Annotated in this window: 22 protein-coding genes; 10 read left to right on the forward strand and 12 right to left on the reverse strand. The window is 40.6% G+C overall.

Going from position 1 to position 21,581, the window contains the following annotated elements; translation table 11 throughout:
* The first annotated feature begins 473 nt into the window (after positions 1-473).
* Positions 474-1,403: a hydroxypyruvate isomerase family protein gene (locus FK178_RS14095; RefSeq protein ID WP_146836622.1), complete on the forward strand. Its 930-nt coding sequence runs from the start codon at positions 474-476 to the stop codon at positions 1,401-1,403.
* Between the two features lie 99 nt (positions 1,404-1,502).
* Positions 1,503-1,925: a DUF2200 domain-containing protein gene (locus FK178_RS14100; RefSeq protein WP_146836624.1), complete on the forward strand. Its 423-nt coding sequence runs from the start codon at positions 1,503-1,505 to the stop codon at positions 1,923-1,925.
* Positions 1,926-1,968: 43 nt separating this feature from the next.
* On the opposite strand, the gene FK178_RS14105 is transcribed toward FK178_RS14100, so the two are convergent.
* Positions 1,969-2,667, reverse strand: a complete 699-nt coding sequence (locus FK178_RS14105) for a DUF1003 domain-containing protein (RefSeq protein WP_146836627.1) — start codon at positions 2,665-2,667, stop codon at positions 1,969-1,971.
* A gap of 218 nt (positions 2,668-2,885) precedes the next feature.
* On the opposite strand from FK178_RS14105, the gene FK178_RS14110 reads away from it, so the two are divergent.
* A complete protein-coding gene (locus tag FK178_RS14110; protein WP_146836630.1) occupies positions 2,886-3,893 on the forward strand; it encodes an LLM class flavin-dependent oxidoreductase in 1,008 nt (335 codons plus the stop codon).
* 50 nt (positions 3,894-3,943) lie between these two features.
* Here FK178_RS14110 and FK178_RS14115 read toward each other — a convergent pair whose 3' ends face one another.
* Positions 3,944-4,480, reverse strand: a complete 537-nt coding sequence (locus FK178_RS14115) for a 2'-5' RNA ligase family protein (RefSeq protein WP_168194603.1) — start codon at positions 4,478-4,480, stop codon at positions 3,944-3,946.
* A 186-nt stretch (positions 4,481-4,666) separates the two neighbouring features.
* On the opposite strand from FK178_RS14115, the gene FK178_RS14120 reads away from it, so the two are divergent.
* Complete coding sequence (locus FK178_RS14120; protein ID WP_146836636.1) at positions 4,667-5,143, forward strand: DUF4168 domain-containing protein; 477 nt, start codon at positions 4,667-4,669, stop codon at positions 5,141-5,143.
* A gap of 93 nt (positions 5,144-5,236) precedes the next feature.
* On the opposite strand, the gene FK178_RS14125 is transcribed toward FK178_RS14120, so the two are convergent.
* From FK178_RS14125 to FK178_RS14150, 6 genes are all read right to left on the reverse strand, one after another.
* Positions 5,237-6,712 carry an SLC13 family permease gene (locus tag FK178_RS14125; protein WP_146836639.1) on the reverse strand — a complete coding sequence of 492 codons (1,476 nt, stop codon included), beginning with the start codon at positions 6,710-6,712 and terminating at the stop codon, positions 5,237-5,239.
* A gap of 27 nt (positions 6,713-6,739) precedes the next feature.
* Positions 6,740-8,005, reverse strand: coding sequence for a dipeptidase (locus tag FK178_RS14130; protein WP_146836642.1), 1,266 nt, complete (start codon positions 8,003-8,005; stop codon positions 6,740-6,742).
* A 107-nt stretch (positions 8,006-8,112) separates the two neighbouring features.
* Positions 8,113-11,490, reverse strand: a complete 3,378-nt coding sequence (locus tag FK178_RS14135; RefSeq protein ID WP_146836645.1) for an amidohydrolase family protein — start codon at positions 11,488-11,490, stop codon at positions 8,113-8,115.
* 217 nt (positions 11,491-11,707) lie between these two features.
* On the reverse strand, positions 11,708-11,947 hold the full coding sequence (locus FK178_RS14140) for a hypothetical protein (protein WP_146836648.1): 240 nt from the start codon (positions 11,945-11,947) through the stop codon (positions 11,708-11,710).
* 131 nt (positions 11,948-12,078) lie between these two features.
* Positions 12,079-13,332, reverse strand: coding sequence for a cation:proton antiporter (locus FK178_RS14145; protein WP_146836651.1), 1,254 nt, complete (start codon positions 13,330-13,332; stop codon positions 12,079-12,081).
* 254 nt (positions 13,333-13,586) lie between these two features.
* A complete protein-coding gene (locus tag FK178_RS14150; protein WP_146836654.1) occupies positions 13,587-13,919 on the reverse strand; it encodes a single-stranded DNA-binding protein in 333 nt (110 codons plus the stop codon).
* A 388-nt stretch (positions 13,920-14,307) separates the two neighbouring features.
* Between FK178_RS14150 and FK178_RS14155 the strand changes: the two genes are divergently transcribed.
* Positions 14,308-14,607 (forward strand): HPF/RaiA family ribosome-associated protein, encoded by a 300-nt coding sequence (locus tag FK178_RS14155; protein WP_146836656.1) that lies wholly within the window; start codon positions 14,308-14,310, stop codon positions 14,605-14,607.
* Positions 14,608-14,689: 82 nt separating this feature from the next.
* Here the strand turns inward: FK178_RS14155 and FK178_RS14160 are convergent, their stop codons facing one another.
* Positions 14,690-15,187: a DUF456 domain-containing protein gene (locus tag FK178_RS14160; RefSeq protein WP_146836659.1), complete on the reverse strand. Its 498-nt coding sequence runs from the start codon at positions 15,185-15,187 to the stop codon at positions 14,690-14,692.
* Entirely contained in the window at positions 15,187-15,363 is a 177-nt protein-coding gene (locus tag FK178_RS15520; RefSeq protein WP_168194604.1) for a hypothetical protein, read from the reverse strand. The genes FK178_RS14160 and FK178_RS15520 overlap by 1 nt, the downstream gene beginning before the upstream one ends.
* A gap of 202 nt (positions 15,364-15,565) precedes the next feature.
* On the opposite strand from FK178_RS15520, the gene FK178_RS14165 reads away from it, so the two are divergent.
* The 4 genes from FK178_RS14165 (at position 15,566) to FK178_RS14180 (ending at position 19,188) form a co-directional block, all read left to right on the forward strand.
* Entirely contained in the window at positions 15,566-15,928 is a 363-nt protein-coding gene (locus tag FK178_RS14165) for a BlaI/MecI/CopY family transcriptional regulator (protein ID WP_146836662.1), read from the forward strand.
* Position 15,929: 1 nt separating this feature from the next.
* Entirely contained in the window at positions 15,930-17,474 is a 1,545-nt protein-coding gene (locus FK178_RS14170; protein WP_146836665.1) for a M56 family metallopeptidase, read from the forward strand.
* Between the two features lie 91 nt (positions 17,475-17,565).
* Positions 17,566-18,678 carry a tetratricopeptide repeat protein gene (locus FK178_RS14175; protein WP_240793848.1) on the forward strand — a complete coding sequence of 371 codons (1,113 nt, stop codon included), beginning with the start codon at positions 17,566-17,568 and terminating at the stop codon, positions 18,676-18,678.
* Positions 18,679-18,735: 57 nt separating this feature from the next.
* Entirely contained in the window at positions 18,736-19,188 is a 453-nt protein-coding gene (locus tag FK178_RS14180; RefSeq protein WP_146836668.1) for an ASCH domain-containing protein, read from the forward strand.
* A 93-nt stretch (positions 19,189-19,281) separates the two neighbouring features.
* Here the strand turns inward: FK178_RS14180 and FK178_RS14185 are convergent, their stop codons facing one another.
* Both FK178_RS14185 and FK178_RS14190 read right to left on the reverse strand, forming a co-directional pair.
* The gene (locus FK178_RS14185; protein WP_146836671.1) at positions 19,282-19,470 is read right to left on the reverse strand and encodes a hypothetical protein; all 189 of its coding nucleotides are present in this window, start codon (positions 19,468-19,470) and stop codon (positions 19,282-19,284) included.
* 249 nt (positions 19,471-19,719) lie between these two features.
* Positions 19,720-20,610, reverse strand: a complete 891-nt coding sequence (locus FK178_RS14190) for a MerR family transcriptional regulator (protein ID WP_146836674.1) — start codon at positions 20,608-20,610, stop codon at positions 19,720-19,722.
* 308 nt (positions 20,611-20,918) lie between these two features.
* Here FK178_RS14190 and FK178_RS14195 point away from each other — a divergent pair, with 308 nt between their 5' ends.
* Positions 20,919-21,551, forward strand: coding sequence for a creatininase family protein (locus tag FK178_RS14195; RefSeq protein ID WP_240793922.1), 633 nt, complete (start codon positions 20,919-20,921; stop codon positions 21,549-21,551).
* The last annotated feature ends 30 nt before the right edge of the window (positions 21,552-21,581 follow it).

The following is a 21,581-nucleotide window of genomic DNA, read 5'->3' on the forward strand; positions in this document are numbered from 1 at the left end:
GGAACCTTTTATAAATGTTAAAATTTAAAACCAAATACGCTTTTCAACCTCAGAATCTCTAAAACTACTTGTATCATATGAAGTCAGATCCCAATTTTTTGTCAAACATTTCTTAATTTATTCTTAAACCCTTATAAAAATGTTTTTCAAATTAACTTTTAGAATTGGCAAATTGAGGGGAAAGGAAAAAATGGAAATGAGAAACTTCGGGGTGAACACAGGCTTTTTACAGGGAATAAAAAAAGATTTTCATAACATTTAATTTCTTTCTTACAATGACGAAATTGTATCATTCAAAAAATCAAATCTAAATTTGTTAAACGACGAATTGATCAAGGAATGAAAAAAATGATATTATATAGAGGAGAAAGAAAGTTCAATTATATTAGGCTACAGGAAAGATTTAATAGAAACTGACCGGGGCTATTTATTACTGAGGCTGATCTGGTCAAAAAATTTAAAAAAAGTTCATTATGGATCGTAGATCATTCGTTAAAAAAAATATTGCTGCTTCCGCTTTATTGGGTTTGGGTGTTAACGGGATATATGCCTCGGAATTAGGAAATTTAAAGCACAAGCTTCCGACTAAAAATTTTAAATTGAATTACGCCCCGCATTTGGGAATGTTTGAAGCTCATGCCGGAAGTGATCCTGTAAACCAGCTTAATTTTATGGCCGATAATGGATTTTCAGCCTTTGAGGATAATGAAATGAGAAGTCGTTCTGCGTCGGTTCAGGAAAAGATGGCTGTCACCATGTCCAATAGAAATATGACGATGGGGGTTTTTGTGGCTCATGATATTTATTGGACAAAGCCTAACCTTACCGGTGGTGACATAGCATTGAGGGATGAATTCCTGAAACAGATTGAACAATCTGTTGAGGTTGCAAAAAGGGTAAATGCAAAATGGATGACTGTTGTCCCCGGTTATGTTGATAAGCGAAAAAATATGCAATACCAAACGGTGAATGTTATTGAATCTTTAAAAAGAGCATCTGAAATTCTGGAACCACACGGAATCATTATGGTGCTGGAACCCTTAAATTTTAGGGATCATCCGGGCCAGTTTTTATCTGAATCTCCACAGTGCTATCAAATTTGTAAAGCTGTAAATAGTCCTTCTTGTAAGATGCTATTTGATATTTACCATCAACAAATCCAGGAAGGAAATTTAATTCCAAATATAGAAGCAAGCTGGGATGAAATTGCCTATTTTCAGGTTGGGGACAACCCGGGAAGGAATGAGCCCACAACTGGTGAGATAAATTATAAGAATGTTTTTAAATTTATTCATTCAAAGGGTTTTAATGGCGTAGTAGGTATGGAACATGGAAATTCAATAGATGGAAAGGAAGGGGAACTGGCAGTTATAGAGGCATATAAAAAGAGTGATAATTTTTAGTAATGTAAAAGATGGGGTATTCCTCCGGGAACTTTTAATTTAATTATTGAAACTTTAAATCCTTATAAAGAACAACCAAACCAAATTTTACCAAAATATATGAACACAACTCCTGAACATAACGAGCGCATGGCCAAGTTGACTTTTGCATCTGTTTATCCTCACTATTTGACCAAGGTGGAGAAAAAAGGAAGAACAAAAGAAGATTTACACCAGGTGATCTCCTGGCTCACCGGCTATGATGACCACAAGCTTAAAGAGCTAATAAACGAAAAAGTAACCTTCGAAACATTTTTTGCAAACGCCAACTTGCATCCCAACGCTTCTCAAATAACCGGATTGATATGTGGTTACCGGATTGAAGAAATTGAAAATCCTTTAACCCGCCAGGTTAGATATTTGGACAAGTTGGTAGACGAACTTGCGAAAGGTAAAAAAATGGAGAAGATTTTAAGAAATTCCTGGGGGCATGCTCCCAAAAAAAACTTGAATCCAGGTGCGTGGGAAAAGCTCACGGTATGAGACCGGAGTAGCAAATTGAAACATCTGGCAGGAAAGAAGGAGATTAAATTCCCTTCCTTTTTTTAATTTCATTCATAAGGTCTTCCAGATAATCTGTTTGAACCTCTTGTATTTCCAGAAGTTTCTTGTTTTGATGCACCAGTAAATGGTCTATTTTTTCTGAAAGCAATTTGATCTCCAGCTCAGCTTTCAGGTTGATCTGGTAATCGTGTTCCCCGCGTTGCCGGTCTTTTTGTTCCAGCCTGTTCTGGCTCATCATAATAATAGGAGCCTGGATGGCTGCGAGGCAGGAGAGAAGCAAATTCAGCAATATAAAGGGATAGGGATCAAAAGCTTCAGTAGAAAGAAACCAAATATTCACCGCGATCCATATTAATATAAATAAAAAAAAGCTGATGATGAATAACCAGCTACCTCCAAATGATGCAATCTTATCTGAAAGTTTCTGACCGGTGGTAAGTTGGGCTTCAATCTCCTCCTGTATATTTTCAGATAAGACAGCATTGTTTTGAATAGCCTCCATCACACTGCGATCTATCTGGTCAAGTTCCCCTCTCTCCTGGAGTATAAGGGAAGTGAGGTAAAGCCTCCTGTACCTGTTCAGTTCTTCAATAGAAATATGGTCCTCTAAGGAAAATCCCGGAACTTCCCTGCTTATAAGCTCAAAGATCCCCTGCCGTATATCTGCCCCTTTTACCGCTTCCCCTATTTTTATACGTTTCTTACTTATATAACTTTTCATTGAGCAAAAGGTTTTAGAGGTTAGCATACCGGAATGCGCCTATCTAATTTAAGAAGAAATTTTCTTAGGATCACGGCATCTTCATTTTCCACTTAAATAAAACCTTAAAAATTGGGAGTGGTTTTGAGCAGGACACCATTTCCCGTAAAGTAAAGAATCACTTATCTTACCGACAACCCTATAGGTATAAACCTGCTCGTTAACCCAAAACAATTTCAATGTCCTTCAATATAAAAAGCATTCCCTACTCCATATTAGAATTAGCAAGTGTTTCAGCCGGGTCCAATCCTGCTGAGACTTTTAAGAACAGCCTTGATCTGGCACAACATGCCGAGGATCTGGGGTATACCAGATTCTGGCTTGCCGAGCATCATAATATGGTGAGCATTGCAAGCTCTGCCACCGCGGTGCTTATTGGCCATATCGCTGGTGGGACCAAAAAAATCCGGGTGGGTTCCGGCGGAATTATGCTGCCTAATCATTCACCCCTAATCGTTGCAGAGCAGTTTGGGACCCTGGGTTCCCTTTTTGCGAACAGGATCGATCTGGGCCTTGGCCGTGCGCCGGGGACTGATCAGATAACCGCGCAAGCTATTAGATCTGACAGGATGCAGGCCGTTTATAAATTTCCGGAGGAGGTAAGCCAGATCCAGCAATATTTTTCTGCTGAGAACCATTCTTCAAAAGTTCGTGCTACTGTGGCTGAAGGGGTGGAAGTTCCCATTTATATTCTGGGCTCCAGTACAGACAGTGCGCACCTTGCTGCAGAAAAAGGTTTGCCCTATGCATTTGCAAGTCATTTTGCGCCGGCGCAACTCTTTGATGCCCTCAATATTTATTATAACAACTTCCGGCCTTCAGCCCAATTAAAAGAACCCTACACCATTGCCTGCATAAATATTATCGCTGCAGATACTGATGCTGCTGCGGAAAGGATCTCTACTTCCCTTATTAGAATGATGTATGGGGTGCTTACCGGAAATATCGATTATATGCAACCTCCTTCAGAAATGACGGCGGAATTAAAGGAGCTTTCCGAAAATCCCGCTTTTCAACGGATGCTGAAATATGCTTTTATTGGCAGCAAAGAGACGGTTAAAACAAAGACTGAAGAATTTCTTCAAGCGACAGGGGTTAATGAGATCATGGCTGTTTCTCATATTTATGATCACAACGACAGGCTGAGGTCTTATAAATTGTTTTCTGAAATCATGAACGGGAATTGATCATTTGATGGAATGATATTATGTTTAGATGCTATGATGGTTGGATGATATTATGCCTCCGGAGCAAATGGAAATTCGTTTAGAATTTCCCAGGTTCTTCCGTTATGGCCCAATAAAAAGAGGCTGTGCACGGGGAAAATATCGATGAAATCCCGTTCCCTAAAAACCGACCAGGCTTCTTCAAATTTCTGCTTTTTCAAATCCCTTGTTGCTATGGTGATATGTGGATGATATTCCCTCTGAGGTTTAGCAGGAAATAGGGGCTGCGCATTTACATAAAGCCGGTTGAAGAGGTTAGTAAGCGCAAAACTGTTTATTACGTCGATGAAGATCACCCGGGGAGGAAAGGCTCCAAAACCATTCAATTGCAGTTCAAAATTATTTGTATTTTCAGCGGTTTGCCTTAAAACCTGGATCAAAGTAACCTCAGCTTCCTGCTGCATCTTAAAAGGTGGGATTAAGGTAATGTGGGGTGGTAATTTAAGGGCGTGATGTGAATTATAGGTTTTTGCAAAACTATTTTTGATCTCTTCTAACTTCAGCTTTAAATCATTTTCCGGGACCAGGGCAATGAAAAATTGTTTCATCCCACACTTTTTAAATTGATGATTATCTCTACATATAAAGTTATATAATATTTCAACATAGCGTTGTGTTATAAAAAGTTGTGTGCATTTTAAAGGGATTGAGGAAGGAAAACTCAGATAATCTCTGTTCCGGGGCCTTTGGCAAAGTTCTTGAACCTTCTGAAACTTAACCATAAAATATTTAGAATGTTTAAATCAAAAAAGATCGCAGGATTGATGTTAACCGTTTCAATGTTTGCAAGTGCTGCAGTTTTCGCCCAAACTCCTCAACTTCCCCAACAACAGCAACAGCAGGTTGAAGTAAGTGATGCCGAACTGGAGAAGTTCGCCACCGCTTTTCAACACGTGCGTGTGATATCTATGGAAGCGCAACAGGAAATGGCCGGGGTTGTAACAGATGAAGGAATGGAGATCCAGCGTTTCAATGAGATCCACCAGGCAACAATGGACCCAGATGTAAAAGTAACGGCTACTGAGGCTGAAAAGAAACAACATCAAAAGATAATTACCAATTTGGAAACTATCCAGGCCGGAGTACAGGAAAAACTCGAAAAGGTTATTGGTGAACAGGGTATTACTCCCGCGAGATATGAGCAAATAGCAATGGGTCTTCAAAATGACCCTGCACTGCAGGAAAGGCTAAAAAAGACTTTCGATAAATAATAAATAGCCCCTCAATTTAGAAAAAGGTGACAACGCGTCACCTTTTTTTTATGCTCTTTTTTAAAATATTTCATCCTTTCCCAGGATCACCAATCATACCCCCAGAAAGATCTCCGGGATCTCTTCAAGCTTGAAATTCCACAAAACAGGAAGCACGTAATAGATAATCAGGCTTATAAGGAGAATGGAGAAGAAGTTCATCCAGATCCCGGTTCTTATCATATCCGGGATACGTAAATAACCCGATCCAAAAACTACCGCGTTTGGTGGAGTAGCAACCGGAAGCATAAATGCGCAGGAAGCTGCAAGAGTAGCAGCAACCATAAGTAAATAAGGATGCACATTCAGGGCTAGTGCCATAGGCGCTAATATGGGCAACAGCATGGCGGTGGTTGCAAGATTTGAAGTAACTTCAGTTAAAAAATTTACCGCGGCGATTAATATAAGTACCAGCAGAAAAAGCGGAAGGTTTTTAAGGCCCACCAATTGCTCCCCAATCCATATTGCGAGCCCGGAATCGCCAAAAGCTTTTGCAAGGGCCATTCCACCTCCAAATAAAAGGATGATCCCCCAGGGGATCCTTACCGCATCTTCCCAATGCAGCAATCTCCTTCCGGGTTCATCGGCAGGGATTACGAACAACAGCACTCCTGCCGTCATGGCAATAATGGTGTCATCTAAAAAGGGTAAATATGGGGTAAGGAGAAAAGATCTTGTGATCCAGGCAAAAGCGGTAAATCCAAAGATTATAAGCACTTTTTTCTCCTGAAGTCCGAGTTTTCCTAATTGTGCAAGAAGGCGTTCAACTTCGGCAGTACCCCCGGGAAATTCTTTTTGTTTAAAACTAAAGGCAAAGGAAGTGAGGTACTTCCAGCAAATAATAAGCATCACAACAGAAACCGGGACACCCAGCATAGCCCACTGCAAAAAACTTATTTCTATCCCGTACAGTTCCTGTACTATCCCCGCAAAAACCAGGTTGGGCGGGGTGCCAATTAATGTTGCTATCCCACCAATAGAAGCGCTATAAGCAATGGCAAGCATCAGGGCTTTTCCAAAAACAAGATTCTCATCTTCCCGGGTATTGGGGTTGTCCTGCAGTTGCTGCACAATAGCTATACCAATAGGAAGCATCATTACAGAGGTGGCGGTGTTGGAGATCCACATAGATAAAAATGCTGTGGCAACCATAAATCCCAGAATTATGGAGCTTATATTAGTACCAATAAGCTGAATAATGGAAAGGGCTATACGTTTATGCAAATTCCATTTTTCAATTCCTATCGCCAGCATAAAACCTCCCAGGTAAAGGAACACGTACTTATGCCCAAATGCAGCGGTAGTTGTTTCTATATCAAGAGCCCCGGTAAGAGGGAACAGGATAATGGGCAGGAGAGCGGTAACAGAAATTGGCACCACCTCTGTTACCCACCACAATGCCATCCAGATTGTAACGCATAATACATCCCAGGCAGGTGCCGGCATCGTTTCAGGATGACCAAGGAATTGTAAAATTATAAAGAGGAGTGGTCCCAGGAAAAGAACAACTGTTTTAAACGGCCTGTTCATAAAATACGTAAACTTGATATTTCTTAATTATTTTGATGTTGAGGCCTGGGCAAAATCAAGCACTGCGTTCCAAACCCGGAAAACGTTTTGGTAACAAATTTTTTCAATGTCCTCATTTGAATATCCCCTTCGCAGCAGTTCAGCTATTAAATTTGGAAAATGGGAAACATCTTTAAGACCTTCAGGGAGAGAATCGCCCACCCCGTCATAATCTGATCCCAGTCCCACGTGATCTATTCCTATAAGCTGCACCACGTGGTCAATATGATCTGCTACCTTGGCGACATTGGAGAATTTATAAGGATTCTCTTTTCTGAATTGTTCTATATAAGGTTGAGCCGCAGAATCATTTTCGGTTAATCCTTGTTTTTCCAGTTCGTTTTTAAGTTTTTCATTAATACGGTTTCCTGATTCCTGTGAGTCGATATCTAAAAAGTCTGATCCAAAATTGATCTGAATCACTCCGCCATTTTCTCCCAGCGCTTTAATAAGCTCGTCATTCATATTCCGTTCAAAACCCGGGGTGAATTTTTCGGCTGAAGAATGTGAAGCGATCACGGGCACCTTTGTAACTTCCATCACATCGTGAAAAGCATTATTGGAAATATGGCTTACATCTACCATGATCCCCACCCGGTTTATTTCTTCTACCACTTTCCTCCCGAAGTCACTAAGCCCCCCGTGGGTAGCAGTGGTATCATAGGAAGCATCTGTGATCTCATTATCTTTTCCGTGGGACAGAGTGATGTATCTTATGCCCCGATTAAAGAAATATTCTACATTTTTAAGATCGCCTTCAATAGGCGCTCCATTCTCCATTCCCATAGGTAAGGAGATCTTCCCGGCTTTAAAGTTTTTTTCAACATCGGCAGGACTGTTGGCCAGGGCAAAATGTTCAGGATAGGTGGTGGTTATAGATTGAACAAGATCTATTAGAGAATCGGCCAGGGCTTTTGCGCCGCCGGTTTCCTGTAATTCAGCAGGGATATAAATACTCATAAAAGGAGCATCAAGTCCTCCTTTTTTGGCCCTTTCAAGATCAAAATCTCCAATACCAGCATCTATAACCGTACTGCCATTCTCCAGAGTTATAAGATCGATTCCTTCACTTTTTAATCTGTAAGGCAAATCCACGTGGCCATCTGTAATAATAAAAGCATGAGCCAGCGAATCTGCTTTCCGAAGCAAAGCTTCTTCAGCTATTGCTTCATTATTGATGTCCTTATTTTGATTATCATTTTTACAACCAATCATAGCAATGGCAAGAAAAGGCAATATGTGTTTAATTTTCATATGTATTTATTTCTAGAGGGAAAGGTATTTATTTTTGCTGAACCACCTGGTTCCATTATGATAAAACCCGGAAGATGATCCTTCCGGGTTATTTTATCCAATTTCTGTTACATTTTTACGCCCGGAAGGTTTGCCGGTTTTTTTGTTTGCCATAGAAATGGTGTCGCTTTTTTATTCTCAGGATGTATCTCATCAAGGGTTCCTGCCTCATAGATCACTCCATTCTTGATCACATATTTGACACTATTGCTGTTCCGGATATTTTCCAGCGGATTCTTATCCAGAATTACAAGATCGGCAAGTTTTCCCGGTTCAATACTTCCTAGGTCGCCGTCAAGTCCCAGGCTTTCAGCACCCAAAAGAGTCGCAGTTTTTAAAGCTGTGTGAGGTTCCATACCCCCACTTTGCACACTCCATAGTTCCCAGTGATATCCAAGCCCCTGCAACTGACCATGGCTTCCGATTCCTGCGAGTCCGCCTTCCTTAACCAGGTCATTCATGAATTTTGCATGTTTTTGAAATACATGCTCTTCTTCCATAAACCAGGCACCTCTTCTTCTTGCTTTGGAAGCTAGTTCTTCATAAGGAGTAAAATATTGCAGTTTTGGGTCTTTAAAAGGTTGTTCTGTAGCGTAATAAAATTCCTCTGCCCAGGGCCCGCCATATGAAACCAGCAGGGTAGGGGTAACGGCCATTTTTGACTGCGCTATGGATTTTACTGCGTCCTTATAAATGGGATAAATAGGCAGCGAATGTTCATGACCGGGATACCCATCCAGCATTTGGGTCATGTTTAATTTAATATCAAGTCCACCTTCTGTGGTTGGCATCAATTCCAGTTCTTTTGCTGCCATAATAACCCATTGCCGCATTTGCCGGTTACCCACCAGGTACATTTTGATGGACTTTGTATTGTAATACTCGCTGTACTGTTTTAAAACATTTTTGGTGTGTTCAAGATCCTTAAGCTTATATCCCCAGAATCCAACTCCCGGGCCCGTGCTATAAACCCGGGGGCCGTGCAGCATTCCGGCCACTATCATATCTGAGTATGTCAAAATATCTGTAGTGCCCGTTTGCGGATCACGGGTGGTAGTTACCCCATACGCCAGGTTGGCACTATAGATCCATACCTGATTCTTATGCACCTCCCGGTTAGGCCACATATGGGCGTGCGTATCAATAAATCCAGGGGTCACTGTTTTTCCGGCTGCATCAATTTCTTTAGTGCCCCGGGGTACTGTTAAAGATCCGGTTGATCCCACAGCTTTTATTCGGTTATTCTCGATGAGGATATCGCCATTCTCAATTACTTCATCCCCCTTCATGGTTATAATACGGGCATTTTTAATAAGTGCTGTTCCCCGGGGAATAGCGCGCTTGAATTTCAGGTCTATTTTAAATTCTTCAGCCAGGAAATTTTTTTCTTTTTCATCCTTCTTTTTTTCATCCTCCTTTTTCTCTACTTCGGCCTCGCCCTTTTTCTTCTTTTCTTCTTTCAATTTTTCACCAGCCTTTTTGGCCACCATCACGCTGTCATCAAATACTTTCGCTTTATCAAGATCATAGATAAAATGGCTGGAGCCTAAAGACCAGTGAACTTTATTGGATCCAGAGGACCAGGCCGGGAATTCCCCGCCAATCTCGGTGAGTTGTTTGGCGGGAAAGGAGGCTTTCTCCACATTTGCCACAGATACTTCTGCAGTAGTGCCAAATCGTGGGATGAGCACAGTATAAATATCATTATTTATCTTGGCCAGCGCTCTTTTTCCATCGGGAGAAATTTTTATTTCTGAAGGTTTGGAAGCCTGATCCTGAGATTCGTTATAATCTTCTACTTCAGCAAGGATATGTTCATGTAACACATCGGAAGTGCCGAAAGTGGTAATTCCTTTGATCTTTAAATGAGTTTTCTCATCTGTTCCATCCCATCGTATAGACATTAGCTGATCCTCCTTGTTCACATAAATGCGGTCATCTACCGTAGTGAAATGAGGATTAAGTCTTCCTTTTGATTTGGCGATAAGGTTTACCTCTCCTCCATTGGAGAGGATCCAGGCGAGATCTTCCCTGGCTCTGGAATCAAATCCGCTGTTGGAGGCCCGGTAATTTTCTGCAGTTCCCCTTGTAAATGCAATACGGTCGCTCTTGTAGGACCATGCGGGATTACTGTAAATTCCAGGGGATTTTGTAAGTCGGGTTAAGTTTTTTCCATTCACCCCAACTTTATACAAATGTCCCTCCTGGGTTTCCCAGGTTGTAAAAACAATTTGCTTGCCATCCGGGGACCAGGCAGGGTGCGCTTCAGTAAAATCGTGGCTCGTAAGCCTGCGGGCTTTTCCGTTAGGAAAATCCATCACGTACAGCCTGTTAAGTGCGGTAAAGGCAAATTGTTTTCCATCTGGCGAGGGAACTCCATCTCTTATTTGTGTTACCTGAACTTCTGGAGAATCTTCTATAGGATATTTAAAGGACACGCGGGGTCCCAAATCAATTTTCAGGTCTACTTCAAAGGGGATCTCGGTGGCGTTCTTTCCCTCCAAAGAGATATTGTAGATCTTCCCGCCGTAGGAAGCGATAAGGGATTTGCTGTCTGGTGTAAAGGACATGGCGGGCAAAACTCCCAGGGAAGCAATGGATTCCTGGTCGTCACGTTGTACGGGATAGGCCAGCCAGTTCTCATCTCCGGTTTGCAGATTTCTGGCTACAAGGCCGGTCTCAGTTTCGAATCGACTGCCATACACCATCCATTTTCCGTCTGGTGACAATACCGGCGTAAATGCCGACCCATAACGGGAGGTAATCACTGCAGTGGTAGCATCTTCCATATCATAGGACCCAATTTGGTATTGGGGTAATTGGGCGTTATAATTCCATCCGCCTGTCCTTCGGGAGAAATATATGGTCTTCCCGTCATGGCTAAAGGCAGGGTCAATTGTTTTTAGATTTGCAGGTTCTTTGATCAATTGGGCCCCGCTTCCTCCATCCTTATGGTAGAGGTATAATTTAATATTTCTTCTTCCTTTGGCTCCCACAATATAATCCCCGTCCGGTGACCAATCTGCTGAAAAGAAATTCTGGTTGTTATCCTCTGTAACCTGTTTCATCTCCTCGGTCGCAAGGTCCATGGTCCAGATATTATCTGAGCCGGTTTTATCTGAAATAAATACCAGCGACTTACCGTCCGGACTAAATTTTGGGTGCACCTCATACGCCATGCCTTTGGTAAGCTTTTTAGCTTTTCCACCTGTAACCGGTATGGAATAAATATCTCCCATCATATCAAACACAATTTGTTTCCCGTCTGGACTTACATCAAGGGAAATCCATGTGCCTTCATTGGTGGTGAAAGAAATGTTGCGTTCGGGTTTTAAAGGGAGTTCTTTGGTTTTCACAGTATCCTGAATAGCGATACTGTCCTGGGCATAAATTGTAAAACTTCCGGTTAACAGGAAAGTAATTACAAAAGCAAAAAATTTGTTCATGGAATGGAGTAAATAAGTGAGAATAAAATTTTTGCAGCAATATAGGAAATTATATTACCTAAAGATAGACCTTAAAAGGCTTTATAGCAGGATAGTGCAAAACTGTCTTCAAAAATCAAAATGCAGGGAGAAATGTGGAAACAAAAGGAGTAGGTATTCCAGGGCATAAAAAAAGGCACCCCTTCGGGTACCTTGTTCCTAATTATTTTATAAAAAATTATACTACTATTTGTTTTTGGCCGGCGGCATCGCGGTTATTTTGGGAAATATCTTCTACCGGTTTTAAATTCTCCCGGCGTTTTCTGTTTTCAAAGAAGTTATAAGCAAGATAACCAGCACCTACCACAGCACCAATTCCTACTCCTACCACTCCGCCTCTTCTAATAGCCGATTTTCCTAATTTTAAAGCAAGGGCTCTTTTTCCCCATTTCATTCCTTTATCCATTATATTGCTCATAATACTTATTTTAAGATTAGTTACTCTTATTAAAAAATTCTTGAAGTACTAATATCGGGGATTAATAACGGAGTCCTTGTTAAAAGGGCCTCAAATAACAGAGTTTTAACGACTTTTTAAAGGCAAAACGGCTAAGCTTCCGGCGGATCTTTTCTTCCTCTCTTCTCAAAATAATTAATGATGGACGGCGCACTCAAACCGTGGACCACTACTGAAATAAGGATCACATAGGCAGTAATAGCATAGAGTTCAAATTTGTTGTCAAAATCATTGTACTGTGTAAATGCCCAGGCCAGGTAGAAAACAGAACCAATTCCACGAATACCGAGAAAACTTATTGCCAGTTTGGTTTGAATTGAATCCTTAATCCCGGCAAGGCCAATGAGTCCTGCAAGGGGCCTTATGACCAGCACCATCAACAGGGCAAAGAATACCCCTTTCCAGTCGGTAAGGGTCAAAACCCCGTTTAAAATAGAACCCCCAAAAAGTATGATCCACACCACCAGCAGTAGCCTTTCGATTTCGTGAATGAAATCGTGCATTTTCTTTTTATAATCGCCACTTATCTTTTCATAATATCTAAGCGTGATCCCTACAAAGAATACAGCCAGAAAGCCGTAGCCGTGAAGAAGCTCTGTTACACCATAGGTCATAAACGTAAGTGAAAGGGATACAAAACCGTCAAAAGTTTTGATTCCGGTGACCACATTAAGCCTGTCAAGTAAAAAGCCAATTAACCGGCCAATTACTATACCCAATACCACCCCAATAATTATTTTGAGCAGCAATTTGTCCCAAAACCAATTGGAAAAATTGAGTGCGGCCCAGCCGCCGGCTTGGGCCACCATTACGGCCAGGTATGTAAAAGGAAAAGCCATCCCGTCATTAAGTCCGGCCTCGGTAGTAAGCGTGAACCGCCGCTTATCTTCCGGTTCTTTTTCCCGGGTGGGTTCATCCAACTGGATCTCGGCGGCCAGAACAGGATCTGTAGGTGCCAGGATTGCCGCCAGTAAAAGTGAGGAGGGAACACTTAATGCCAGAAAATACACCCCTAGAAAATAGGCAGAGGCAATGCATATAGGCATTGTTACAAAAACTAACAATAAGGGCCTTTTCCAGGCGCGGTAGGAAAATACCTGACCTATTTTTAATCCCGCTCCCATAAGGGAAATGATCACAATAGCTTCAGAAAAATACATTAACCCGGTGTCATTCCAGAGTGGATCAGGCCAACTTAGGGGAGTGCCCAGGAAATAAAGCAGGAAACCAATAAACAATAAAATTATAGGGAAACTAACTTTTATTCTTTTTGAAATAGAAGGGAGCCAGGCCATCACCAGGGTCGCAAATCCCAAAGCCGCCAGGATTAAGTAATGTTCTTTCATAGGTTTTAAAATTACCAATTTAATCTGGGCAAGGTTACAGCCTTAGGAAAAGTGTAACATTTAAAAGATCTTAGATAAGCCGGGTCTTATTACTTTAATTCTGAATTCCTAAGGGAGAGGAAAATTATATGTGCAGAAGTTTGTGAAGTGTATGGGAAAATTTCCTGCAGCTTTTAGATAGCACAAAAATATAATGAGTTTGAAAAATAATAAAAAACCCTCCCCAAAGAACTGGTCCCGGGGAGGGTTTTTTATTATTTGCTCAGCAAAAGAAGTTCACTGCATACCACCTCTGTGATATACCGCTTCTGGCCTTCTTTGTCTTCCCAGGAACGGGTGGTGAGTTTTCCTTCAACGGCTATCTCTTTTCCCTTGTTCACAAATTGTTCAATGATCCCAGCGGTCTTTCCCCAGGCTACCACATTGTGCCATTCTGTGTGTTCCACTTTTTCACCCTTTGCATTGGTGTAATTGTCATTGGTAGCAATAGAGAATTTTGCCAGTTTCTTTCCGGTTTCCAGATTTAAGATCTCAGGATCTTGTCCTACTCTTCCAATCAACTGTACTTTGTTTCTAAGTGCGTTCATAATAATAAAATTTAATGGTTAAACAGTTAATACTATTGCATCTATTGATCCAACGGTACAAACTTATAACAGGGAAAAACAGGGAATCGGTTGCTAAACAATTACTTTCGTTTGCAAACGTTTGTAATCGTTTGTACACGGAAAAATTAGCTATGTAGCTTAGGTGCAGGCAAATAAAATTTTACTTCAGAACCGCTGAGAAGAAAATATTAAAATTTTTTGTATCTGAATAATTGGAGTGTTACACACAGGGTTCCGGCGCATTTTTCAGCAAAATAATAAGGAGTGTACAAAAAATAACAAGAAAGATCCGGAAGCTGATAATGCTCATATTTCCCGTGCTATCTTCTGGGTATCTTTGTTGTAGTTAAATCCTAAAGCTTCAAATATGACAATCAATATACAATATGTGAAGATGCCCTTTAGCGAATCGATGACCGAATTTATCATTAATAAGCTGAATAAATTGGGAGATAGATACCAATGGATCGTGAAGGCCAAAGTATTTTTTAAACGAGAGAACGATCCTTCCGGAAACGGCAGGATTTGCGAAATAGAATTAAGTATGCCCGGGTCACAAATATTTGCATCAAGCAGTGAACACAATTTTGAATTAGCCGCAAAAGAAACCACCCTTGAAATTGAAAGACAGCTTCAAAAAAGAAAAGCTGTTTTAAAGGCCCATTAAACCGCCGCATCGCAACCGGCATTTGTTTTTAATTGTTAATTAGGTTTGCAAACCCATTGAGAAAATCAATGGGTTTGTTTGTTTAAAACAACACCTCTCGAAAATCCCAAACCTTCCAAAGGAATAATATGAGGAAGCCAAAGGCCACCATAAACTCCATAAAACTAGAGGCCAGAAAACCTATAAATGAACCAAAAGCAGCTTTCAGGGCGAGTTTCCGGTCGCTGTTATTCATTATTTCCCCAATAAATGCCCCTACAAATGGGCCAATGATCACTCCAAAAGGAATGGGCGCAATAATACCTGCCACCAAACCAATAGTGGCACCAATCATACCCGCGCGGCTACCCCCAAAGCGTTTGGTGCCCAAAGCGGGAATGATCCAGTTGAGCGCGTAAATAAATACCGCAACTATAAAAGTTAATCCCAAAAACCAATAATCCATAGGAAGGGAAGGGGCCAGAAATAGCAGTAATAACCCAAGCCAGGAAACAGGTACGCCCGGAAGCACCGGTAGAAAGCTACCTAAAATTCCCACGATCATTAAAATACCTCCCAGTGTTACTAATAGCAGATCCATTAGTTTAAGCGGTTTTTAAAATTGGGGTTTTCAGACAAATCCTCAGGATTTTCAATTTTTTTCGCCGCTTTACGTTCCCTAATGAATTGTAAAAATTCCGCGATCTTCTCATTGGAAGCCGAATCCAGGAATTCGTTAAATTCCTTTCTTAACTGGTCTTTCTCCTTACTGTCCATTGGGTACTTACTTTTATATGTGATTCTCAAAAATACATATTTAAAATTTCTGCCTTCAAAAGGAAAGCTTAAATAAAATTTTCAACTAAATTATTAGGTCAAACTAAAAACTTAGTTTATATTTGATATTGTAATTAAGTATTAACTATAAAAATCACCCGTTCTAAACACCTTTCTTTCGGGATGGGTGGGGTAGGGGATTATGAAACAACTCACCAAAGCCGAAGAAGAGATCATGCAAATACTTTGGCAACTTAAAAAAGCCAACGTTGCAGAGGTTATTGAAGAAATGCCGGAGCCAAAGCCGGCCTATAATACGGTTTCCACAATTATCCGCATCCTGGAAAGCAAGGAATTTGTGGGTCACGAGAAACAGGGGAAGGGTTACAATTATTTCCCGTTGGTAGATAAGGAAACCTACAGCAACCAAAGCATGAACAAGCTTATGGATAATTATTTTAACGGCTCCTTTAAAAGCATGGTGTCATTTTTTGTAAAAAAGAACGACCTGGACACCAAAGAACTGGAAGCTATATTGAAGGAGATCAATAAAAAAGAAGAATAATATGATAGCTTATATTCTAAATGTCGTCCTGTTTCAACTCCTTTTTTTACTGGTGTATGAAGTAATGCTGAAAAAAGAAACCTTTTTCAGTTACAACCGCTGGTACCTGCTTGCAACATCTGTGATTTCATTATTGTTGCCGCTGGTAAAAATTGAAGCGTTTGCATTTTTTATTCCTGCGGAAGCTTTGCCCGGGATCTCCACGATCTGGCTGCCGGAGGTTCTTATAGGAGAAGCACCCGCTGCAGCTTCAACTTCCATAAATACTGAAGCCGAAATATTAAAGGTCAACTGGTGGCTCGTTACCTATGGTACGGGAGTGGCTGCGAGCTTGTTTCTATTCTTCAGAAAGTATCAAAATTTAAGCAGACTGTTCAGGTTCAAAACCCTTACTGCTGAAGGAGAAGTGCGTATCATTGAAATTCCCAATTCCACTTTGGCCTGCACCTTTTACAGGACCGTTTTTATAGGAGACAAGTTAACAGAAACGGAAAGACAAAACATTCTATCCCATGAACTGGTTCACGTAAAAGAGGGGCACAGCCTGGATCTCATTTTCTTTGAAGTACTTAAAGTGGTCTTTTGGTTCAATCCTCTTGTATATATCTATCAAATTAAAATTGCCGCCGTGCACGAGTTCATCGCCGATGCAGCCGTGGTTGAAACTTCCGGGAGGCGCAGCTATTATGAGCAGTTGCTCAACAGCGCCTTCAACACCAAAAATATTTCATTCATCAATCAATTTTTCAATCATTCATTAATCAAAAAACGAATCGTTATGTTACAGAAATCAAGATCAAAATCAATTTCAAAAGCCCGGTATTTTATTGTATTCCCTATAATACTGGCTATGCTCACAATTGTGGCATGTTCTGTAGAAAAACTGCCGGCTGAAGCTGAAATAACTAAAAGTGAAGAAAGGGCGATCTTCATAAAAGTCGCCGATTTCAAAAACCAGACAGCAGAAGAAAAAGAGAGAATTGCAAAAGCCCTGGAGGGAATGAGCACAAATTCAAACTATGACCAGGTTCATATCACAGATGGGAAAAAGAGTATGATTATGGCAAAAGATCCTTCCACCGGACGACCTCAAATTGTAATTGAAAATATTGAGGGGGGAATAAAAACTGAACGCAGAATAAATCCGGATTATAAAGATGACGCTCTCCCCTTTGCAATAATAGAGGAGGTCCCAGTATTTTCAGGGTGCGAAGCACTGCCCACCAATGAGGAACGTAAAAAATGTATGGCAGAAAAGGTTTCGGAATTCGTAGCAAGGAATTTTAATACCGGCTTGGGGAAGGAATTAGGATTAAAAGGAGTAAACAGGGTTATTGCGGTATTTAAAATAAGTTCAGATGGAGATATTACAGATGTTCGGGCCCGAGCTCCACATCCTGCTCTTGAGGCAGAAGCCATAAGGGTGATTTCAAGCCTGCCTCAAATGACCCCGGGGAAACACGAAGGAAATAATGTAGCGGTTTCCTACTCCTTACCTATAGTATTCCAGGTAGCGGAGAGCGAAGAGCAAAAACAAGGTCAGTAGGTTAACCTTATTTGCAAATTATAAACACCGTTAAAAACTTCCTCCCATTCGGGGAGGGAATACTATGAATAAATGGTTTTATATATTTATAATGTTAGTGGTTAAAGCCGGGGCACAAACCCCGGCTTTAACTTTTGCAGATAGCTTATACGCTGTTGGTAATTCTGCGGAAGCTATTAAAACGCTGGAAGAGGTCTCTCCAAAATCTCCAGTGGTATATTCAAAACTAGCCAGGTACCAGAGTGCCACAGGAAATCTGGATGCCGCCCTTACCAATTATGAAATTTTACTCAATCAAGAGCCCGGGAGGGTCCTTACCGCGATGGATTACGCCGCAACCCTAATTAAAAAAGGCCGATTAGAGTCGGCAGACAGTTTATATTCCCTGCTTTCTCAGAGCTATCCTAAAAATGCCAATTTTGTTTTTCAGCAGGGCGTAATAAGGGAATTACAGAAGGACAGTAGTGCGATAGATTATTTCAAGCAAGTAATACACCTGGACAACACGCATAGGGAGGCACTTTATAAACTGGCAAAAAATGAATTACAGCGCAAACAATACAATATGGCGGTATTTTACAGCCAGATGGGTTTGGAGCATTACCCTACCAATGCCTCCCTTCTGTCAATTCTGGCACAAACCTATATGCGGCAAAACAGATACCATCTTGCCATTCCCACCTTTGAAGAAATTATAGCGCAGGGGCAGGGTAATGAATTTGTGCATTCCCGGTTGGGTTTTGCATATTATAATGAGGGGTTTTTTGAAAAGGCGATTGAGAATTATAAATCTGCCCTGGAATTTGAGGACCGGAATTCTGATTCTCATTATAACCTGGGAAAACTTTATGCACTCACCGGCGATCTTGAAAGATCTGAAACCCATTTGCTTATGGCGATCCTTATTAAAAAGCAGCCGGTAGATGCGGAATACTTAAGTTTAGGATTAACATATAAACTTAAAAAGGACCACAAGCGCGCACTGGAATATTTAAATAAAGCCCTGGAAGAAAATCCCGGCAATGAAAGGGCTCTTTATGAAAAGGCGGTAGCAGCCGATAATTATTTTAAAGACCTGCAAACAAAAATTGATCATTACCGGGCATATTTAAATAAATTTGAAGGGAAAGGGAATGACGATATGATCTATTTGGCAAAAACCAGGTTGAGCGATTTGAAAAAGGAACAGCACCTGAGTAAGTGATAATAGCGCGCAATACCCTTCTTTTTATTTCACGGGATATTCTATGATGTTTACGAAATGAAAACAATTGAACAATACTGGAAAGAATTTCAGGCAAAGAATCCTTGTTATCTAAAGGAAGAACAGCCGCACTCGTATTACTATTGCGACAACAAAAAGGATGCAGATGAATGTGCGGAATTGGTTGTTCAAGGAATTAAACAAGCCACATCGACCTCTGTTTGGTGGTTTAAAAAATTTAATGAAGAATTTCCGGTTCCCGGGGATCTGGCAGTAATAACCAATTGGGAAGGCCTGCCTAAGGCGATTGTAAAGACAACCCGGGTGGAAATTGTCAAATTTAAAGAAATCACCCCGGAGTATGCAATTATAGAAGGAGAGGGGGATAAGAGTTTGGAATATTGGAAAGATGTCCACTGGAAATACTATTCCAATGAAATGAAGGAACACGGCGAAATACCTTCAGAAGAAATGGAGATTGTTTGCGAATATTTTGAAACAATTGGTTGAGCCAGGTCGGGTAATTGCTGGGATAACTAATCGAGTAGAGCTCCCCCTCAGTAAAATTTATTTTACTTTTTCTATTGAAAAGAAGCAAGGTCTTTAAATATCTTTTTTCTTTAGGCGTCTATTGCCTAAGTATATTCCACTTATAGTAGCCAGCGGAATAAGAATTAGGGAAATTGCATAGGCCGTACCTACACCATCTAAAAGGGAGGTGAATCCCAGCCTCGCCATAAAAAACACACATAGAGCACAGGCGGGTAAAACAAGGAGTAATCCGTATGCCATATTTTGAAGAGGGAATTTAATCCTGTAAATAAAACCAGCACTAAAAAACACAAGCAAATCTAAAAAATTCTGAAAGGGAAAAAATGCGTAGATTATTTTGATCATTGCGAGTACAAAGCCGAAGGCTAACAAAATTGTAACGGTCCCGGAGTTAGTCTTATTCATTTTGCAGTATATATTCCCAATTTAGCCTAGCTTCTCAAGTTGCCAATTCAAAATCTATCAATAATTTTCAACCCAAAAGAAATATTAATCAAGGCCATTAATAAATTCTGGAATAGACTTGAAAATTTTAATATGAGGAAGTTGCTTTGTGCTGTCAAGAGATTGAATGCGTGCGCCCAGCAGGTTTAATTCTCTTGGCTGGTCCTGACAAAGTTCGGCATCAAATTCACTTATAAAATCGGCCACCTCCCTGGGAGATACCGTTAGATAGCTTATAAATTTGGGATTGGGATGAATTTCCAGCAGATACTTGAGATCCTTAATGGCAAAGCTGGGCCCGAGATAAATAGTTTTCTGTTTATAAAAATTAAGCTCATAATTAAGAAAAAGCAACCCAAGGTCATGAATTTCATTTTCTGGAAGAAACAACACATACAGGTCTGAGTCTGTATTCACTGGCTCCAGTAAAGCAATGTTTTCATTTATCTTTTGCTTAATAAGCATTGAAACAAAATGTTCGTGTACCGGCTTTATACTATGGGTTTGCCATAGTAAACCAATTTCTTCCAGTAAGGGCAGGAATATTTCGTGAAATATTTGTCTAAAGGATTTTGTGGCAAGTAATTGTTTATAGGTCTTATTAAATAATTCCTCATTGAATCCCAACATGGCGATTTTAAAGGAATTAACTGCCCTGTGCTGCACGCTTTTAGAAGCTGCAACTTTTAACGCCAGTTGTGCAGCTTCCTGGTGAGACATCTTTGAGATCCTTGAAATTTTATAACCGTTATTGTTTAAAAAACTCACGTTCAAAATCCGTTGCAGGTTTTCAATACTATAGGTTCTTATATTGGTAGGAGTTCTTTCTGGATCAAGAATATTATAGCGTTTCTCCCAGATACGAATAGTATGGGCTTTGATACCGGTAAGGTATTCAAAATCTTTTATGCTGAAAGATTGTTTGATAAAGTCCATGAGCGCTGGTAAAGTAAAACAAAACTAAATAAAATATTAATTTACAGGGCAAAAAAAGAAAATTCATAGGTACAAAAGAAATGATTTTCAAAACTTATATTGTCCGGTCAAAGACTATTTTATATTATTAAATTAATTTGTAATTGAATTCTTTAAATTCTGAAACTAATGAATCCTGAAATAAGACCATATGTTCTGGCAGAAACCAACTGGAAAGAGGTGAATAAAGAGAATTATTCCATGGGTATTCTACCCTGGGGGCTACTGAAGCCCATAATTTCCACCTGCCTTATGGTACAGATAATTATCTGGCCGAAGGGGTTGCCATTGAAGCTGCACGTAAAGCCTGGGAACAGGGATGTAAACCTCTGGTCTTGCCTACAATACCCTTTGGGGTGAATACAGGGCAAATGGGGGTGAAATTTTGCCTTAATATGATGCCTTCCACGCAGTTGGTTGTTTTAAAGGATATAGTCCAGGTATTGGATACCCATAAGATAGATAAGTTGGTTATTCTCAACGCTCACGGGGGGAATAATTTTAAACAGATGATACGGGAGCTAAGCCTGATATATCCAAAGGTTTTTATTTGTTCTATAAACTGGTGGCAAGTGACAAATTCAAAAGTTTATTTTGAAGAGCCCGGGGACCACGCGGGAGAACTTGAAACAGCGGCGATGATGCATATTGCCCCTCAACTGGTCCTGCCTTTAAGTGAGGCAGGCGAAGGAAAATCCCGCTCCTTTAAGATCAAAGGCCTGAAAGAAGGTTGGGTGACCGCCCAGCGGGAATGGACCAGAGTAAGCAGGGATACCGGTGTGGGAGATCCAAAAATGGCTACTGCTGAAAATGGAAAAGCCTTCTTCGATAAAACTACCGATATAATAAGTGGGTTTTTGGAAGAACTCCATATAGCAAATGTTAATGACCTATATGAGTAACAGCGACCCGGCCGCTATTTCCAGATCCTA

The organism is Antarcticibacterium arcticum (assembly GCF_007993795.1).
Taxonomy (GTDB): Bacteria; Bacteroidota; Bacteroidia; order Flavobacteriales; family Flavobacteriaceae; genus Gillisia; species Gillisia arctica.

Excerpts from the sequence above, each read along its gene's own strand:
- FK178_RS14115 (WP_168194603.1), bottom strand. The coding sequence starts at position 4,480 with ATGAAACAATTTTTCATTGCCCTGGTCCCGGAAAATGATTTAAAGCTG.
- FK178_RS14165 (WP_146836662.1), top strand. The coding sequence starts at position 15,566 with ATGAAACAACTCACCAAAGCCGAAGAAGAGATCATGCAAATACTTTGG.
- FK178_RS14140 (WP_146836648.1), bottom strand. The coding sequence starts at position 11,947 with ATGAGCAATATAATGGATAAAGGAATGAAATGGGGAAAAAGAGCCCTT.
- FK178_RS14190 (WP_146836674.1), bottom strand. The coding sequence starts at position 20,610 with ATGGACTTTATCAAACAATCTTTCAGCATAAAAGATTTTGAATACCTT.
- FK178_RS14175 (WP_240793848.1), top strand. The coding sequence starts at position 17,566 with ATGTTAGTGGTTAAAGCCGGGGCACAAACCCCGGCTTTAACTTTTGCA.
- FK178_RS14135 (WP_146836645.1), bottom strand. The coding sequence starts at position 11,490 with ATGAACAAATTTTTTGCTTTTGTAATTACTTTCCTGTTAACCGGAAGT.
- FK178_RS14155 (WP_146836656.1), top strand. The coding sequence starts at position 14,308 with ATGACAATCAATATACAATATGTGAAGATGCCCTTTAGCGAATCGATG.
- FK178_RS14120 (WP_146836636.1), top strand. The coding sequence starts at position 4,667 with ATGTTTAAATCAAAAAAGATCGCAGGATTGATGTTAACCGTTTCAATG.
- FK178_RS14180 (WP_146836668.1), top strand. The coding sequence starts at position 18,736 with ATGAAAACAATTGAACAATACTGGAAAGAATTTCAGGCAAAGAATCCT.
- FK178_RS14185 (WP_146836671.1), bottom strand. The coding sequence starts at position 19,470 with ATGGCATACGGATTACTCCTTGTTTTACCCGCCTGTGCTCTATGTGTG.
- FK178_RS14170 (WP_146836665.1), top strand. The coding sequence starts at position 15,930 with ATGATAGCTTATATTCTAAATGTCGTCCTGTTTCAACTCCTTTTTTTA.
- FK178_RS14105 (WP_146836627.1), bottom strand. The coding sequence starts at position 2,667 with ATGAAAAGTTATATAAGTAAGAAACGTATAAAAATAGGGGAAGCGGTA.
- FK178_RS14125 (WP_146836639.1), bottom strand. The coding sequence starts at position 6,712 with ATGAACAGGCCGTTTAAAACAGTTGTTCTTTTCCTGGGACCACTCCTC.
- FK178_RS14100 (WP_146836624.1), top strand. The coding sequence starts at position 1,503 with ATGAACACAACTCCTGAACATAACGAGCGCATGGCCAAGTTGACTTTT.
- FK178_RS14095 (WP_146836622.1), top strand. The coding sequence starts at position 474 with ATGGATCGTAGATCATTCGTTAAAAAAAATATTGCTGCTTCCGCTTTA.
- FK178_RS14110 (WP_146836630.1), top strand. The coding sequence starts at position 2,886 with ATGTCCTTCAATATAAAAAGCATTCCCTACTCCATATTAGAATTAGCA.
- FK178_RS14145 (WP_146836651.1), bottom strand. The coding sequence starts at position 13,332 with ATGAAAGAACATTACTTAATCCTGGCGGCTTTGGGATTTGCGACCCTG.
- FK178_RS15520 (WP_168194604.1), bottom strand. The coding sequence starts at position 15,363 with ATGGACAGTAAGGAGAAAGACCAGTTAAGAAAGGAATTTAACGAATTC.
- FK178_RS14130 (WP_146836642.1), bottom strand. The coding sequence starts at position 8,005 with ATGAAAATTAAACACATATTGCCTTTTCTTGCCATTGCTATGATTGGT.
- FK178_RS14150 (WP_146836654.1), bottom strand. The coding sequence starts at position 13,919 with ATGAACGCACTTAGAAACAAAGTACAGTTGATTGGAAGAGTAGGACAA.
- FK178_RS14160 (WP_146836659.1), bottom strand. The coding sequence starts at position 15,187 with ATGGATCTGCTATTAGTAACACTGGGAGGTATTTTAATGATCGTGGGA.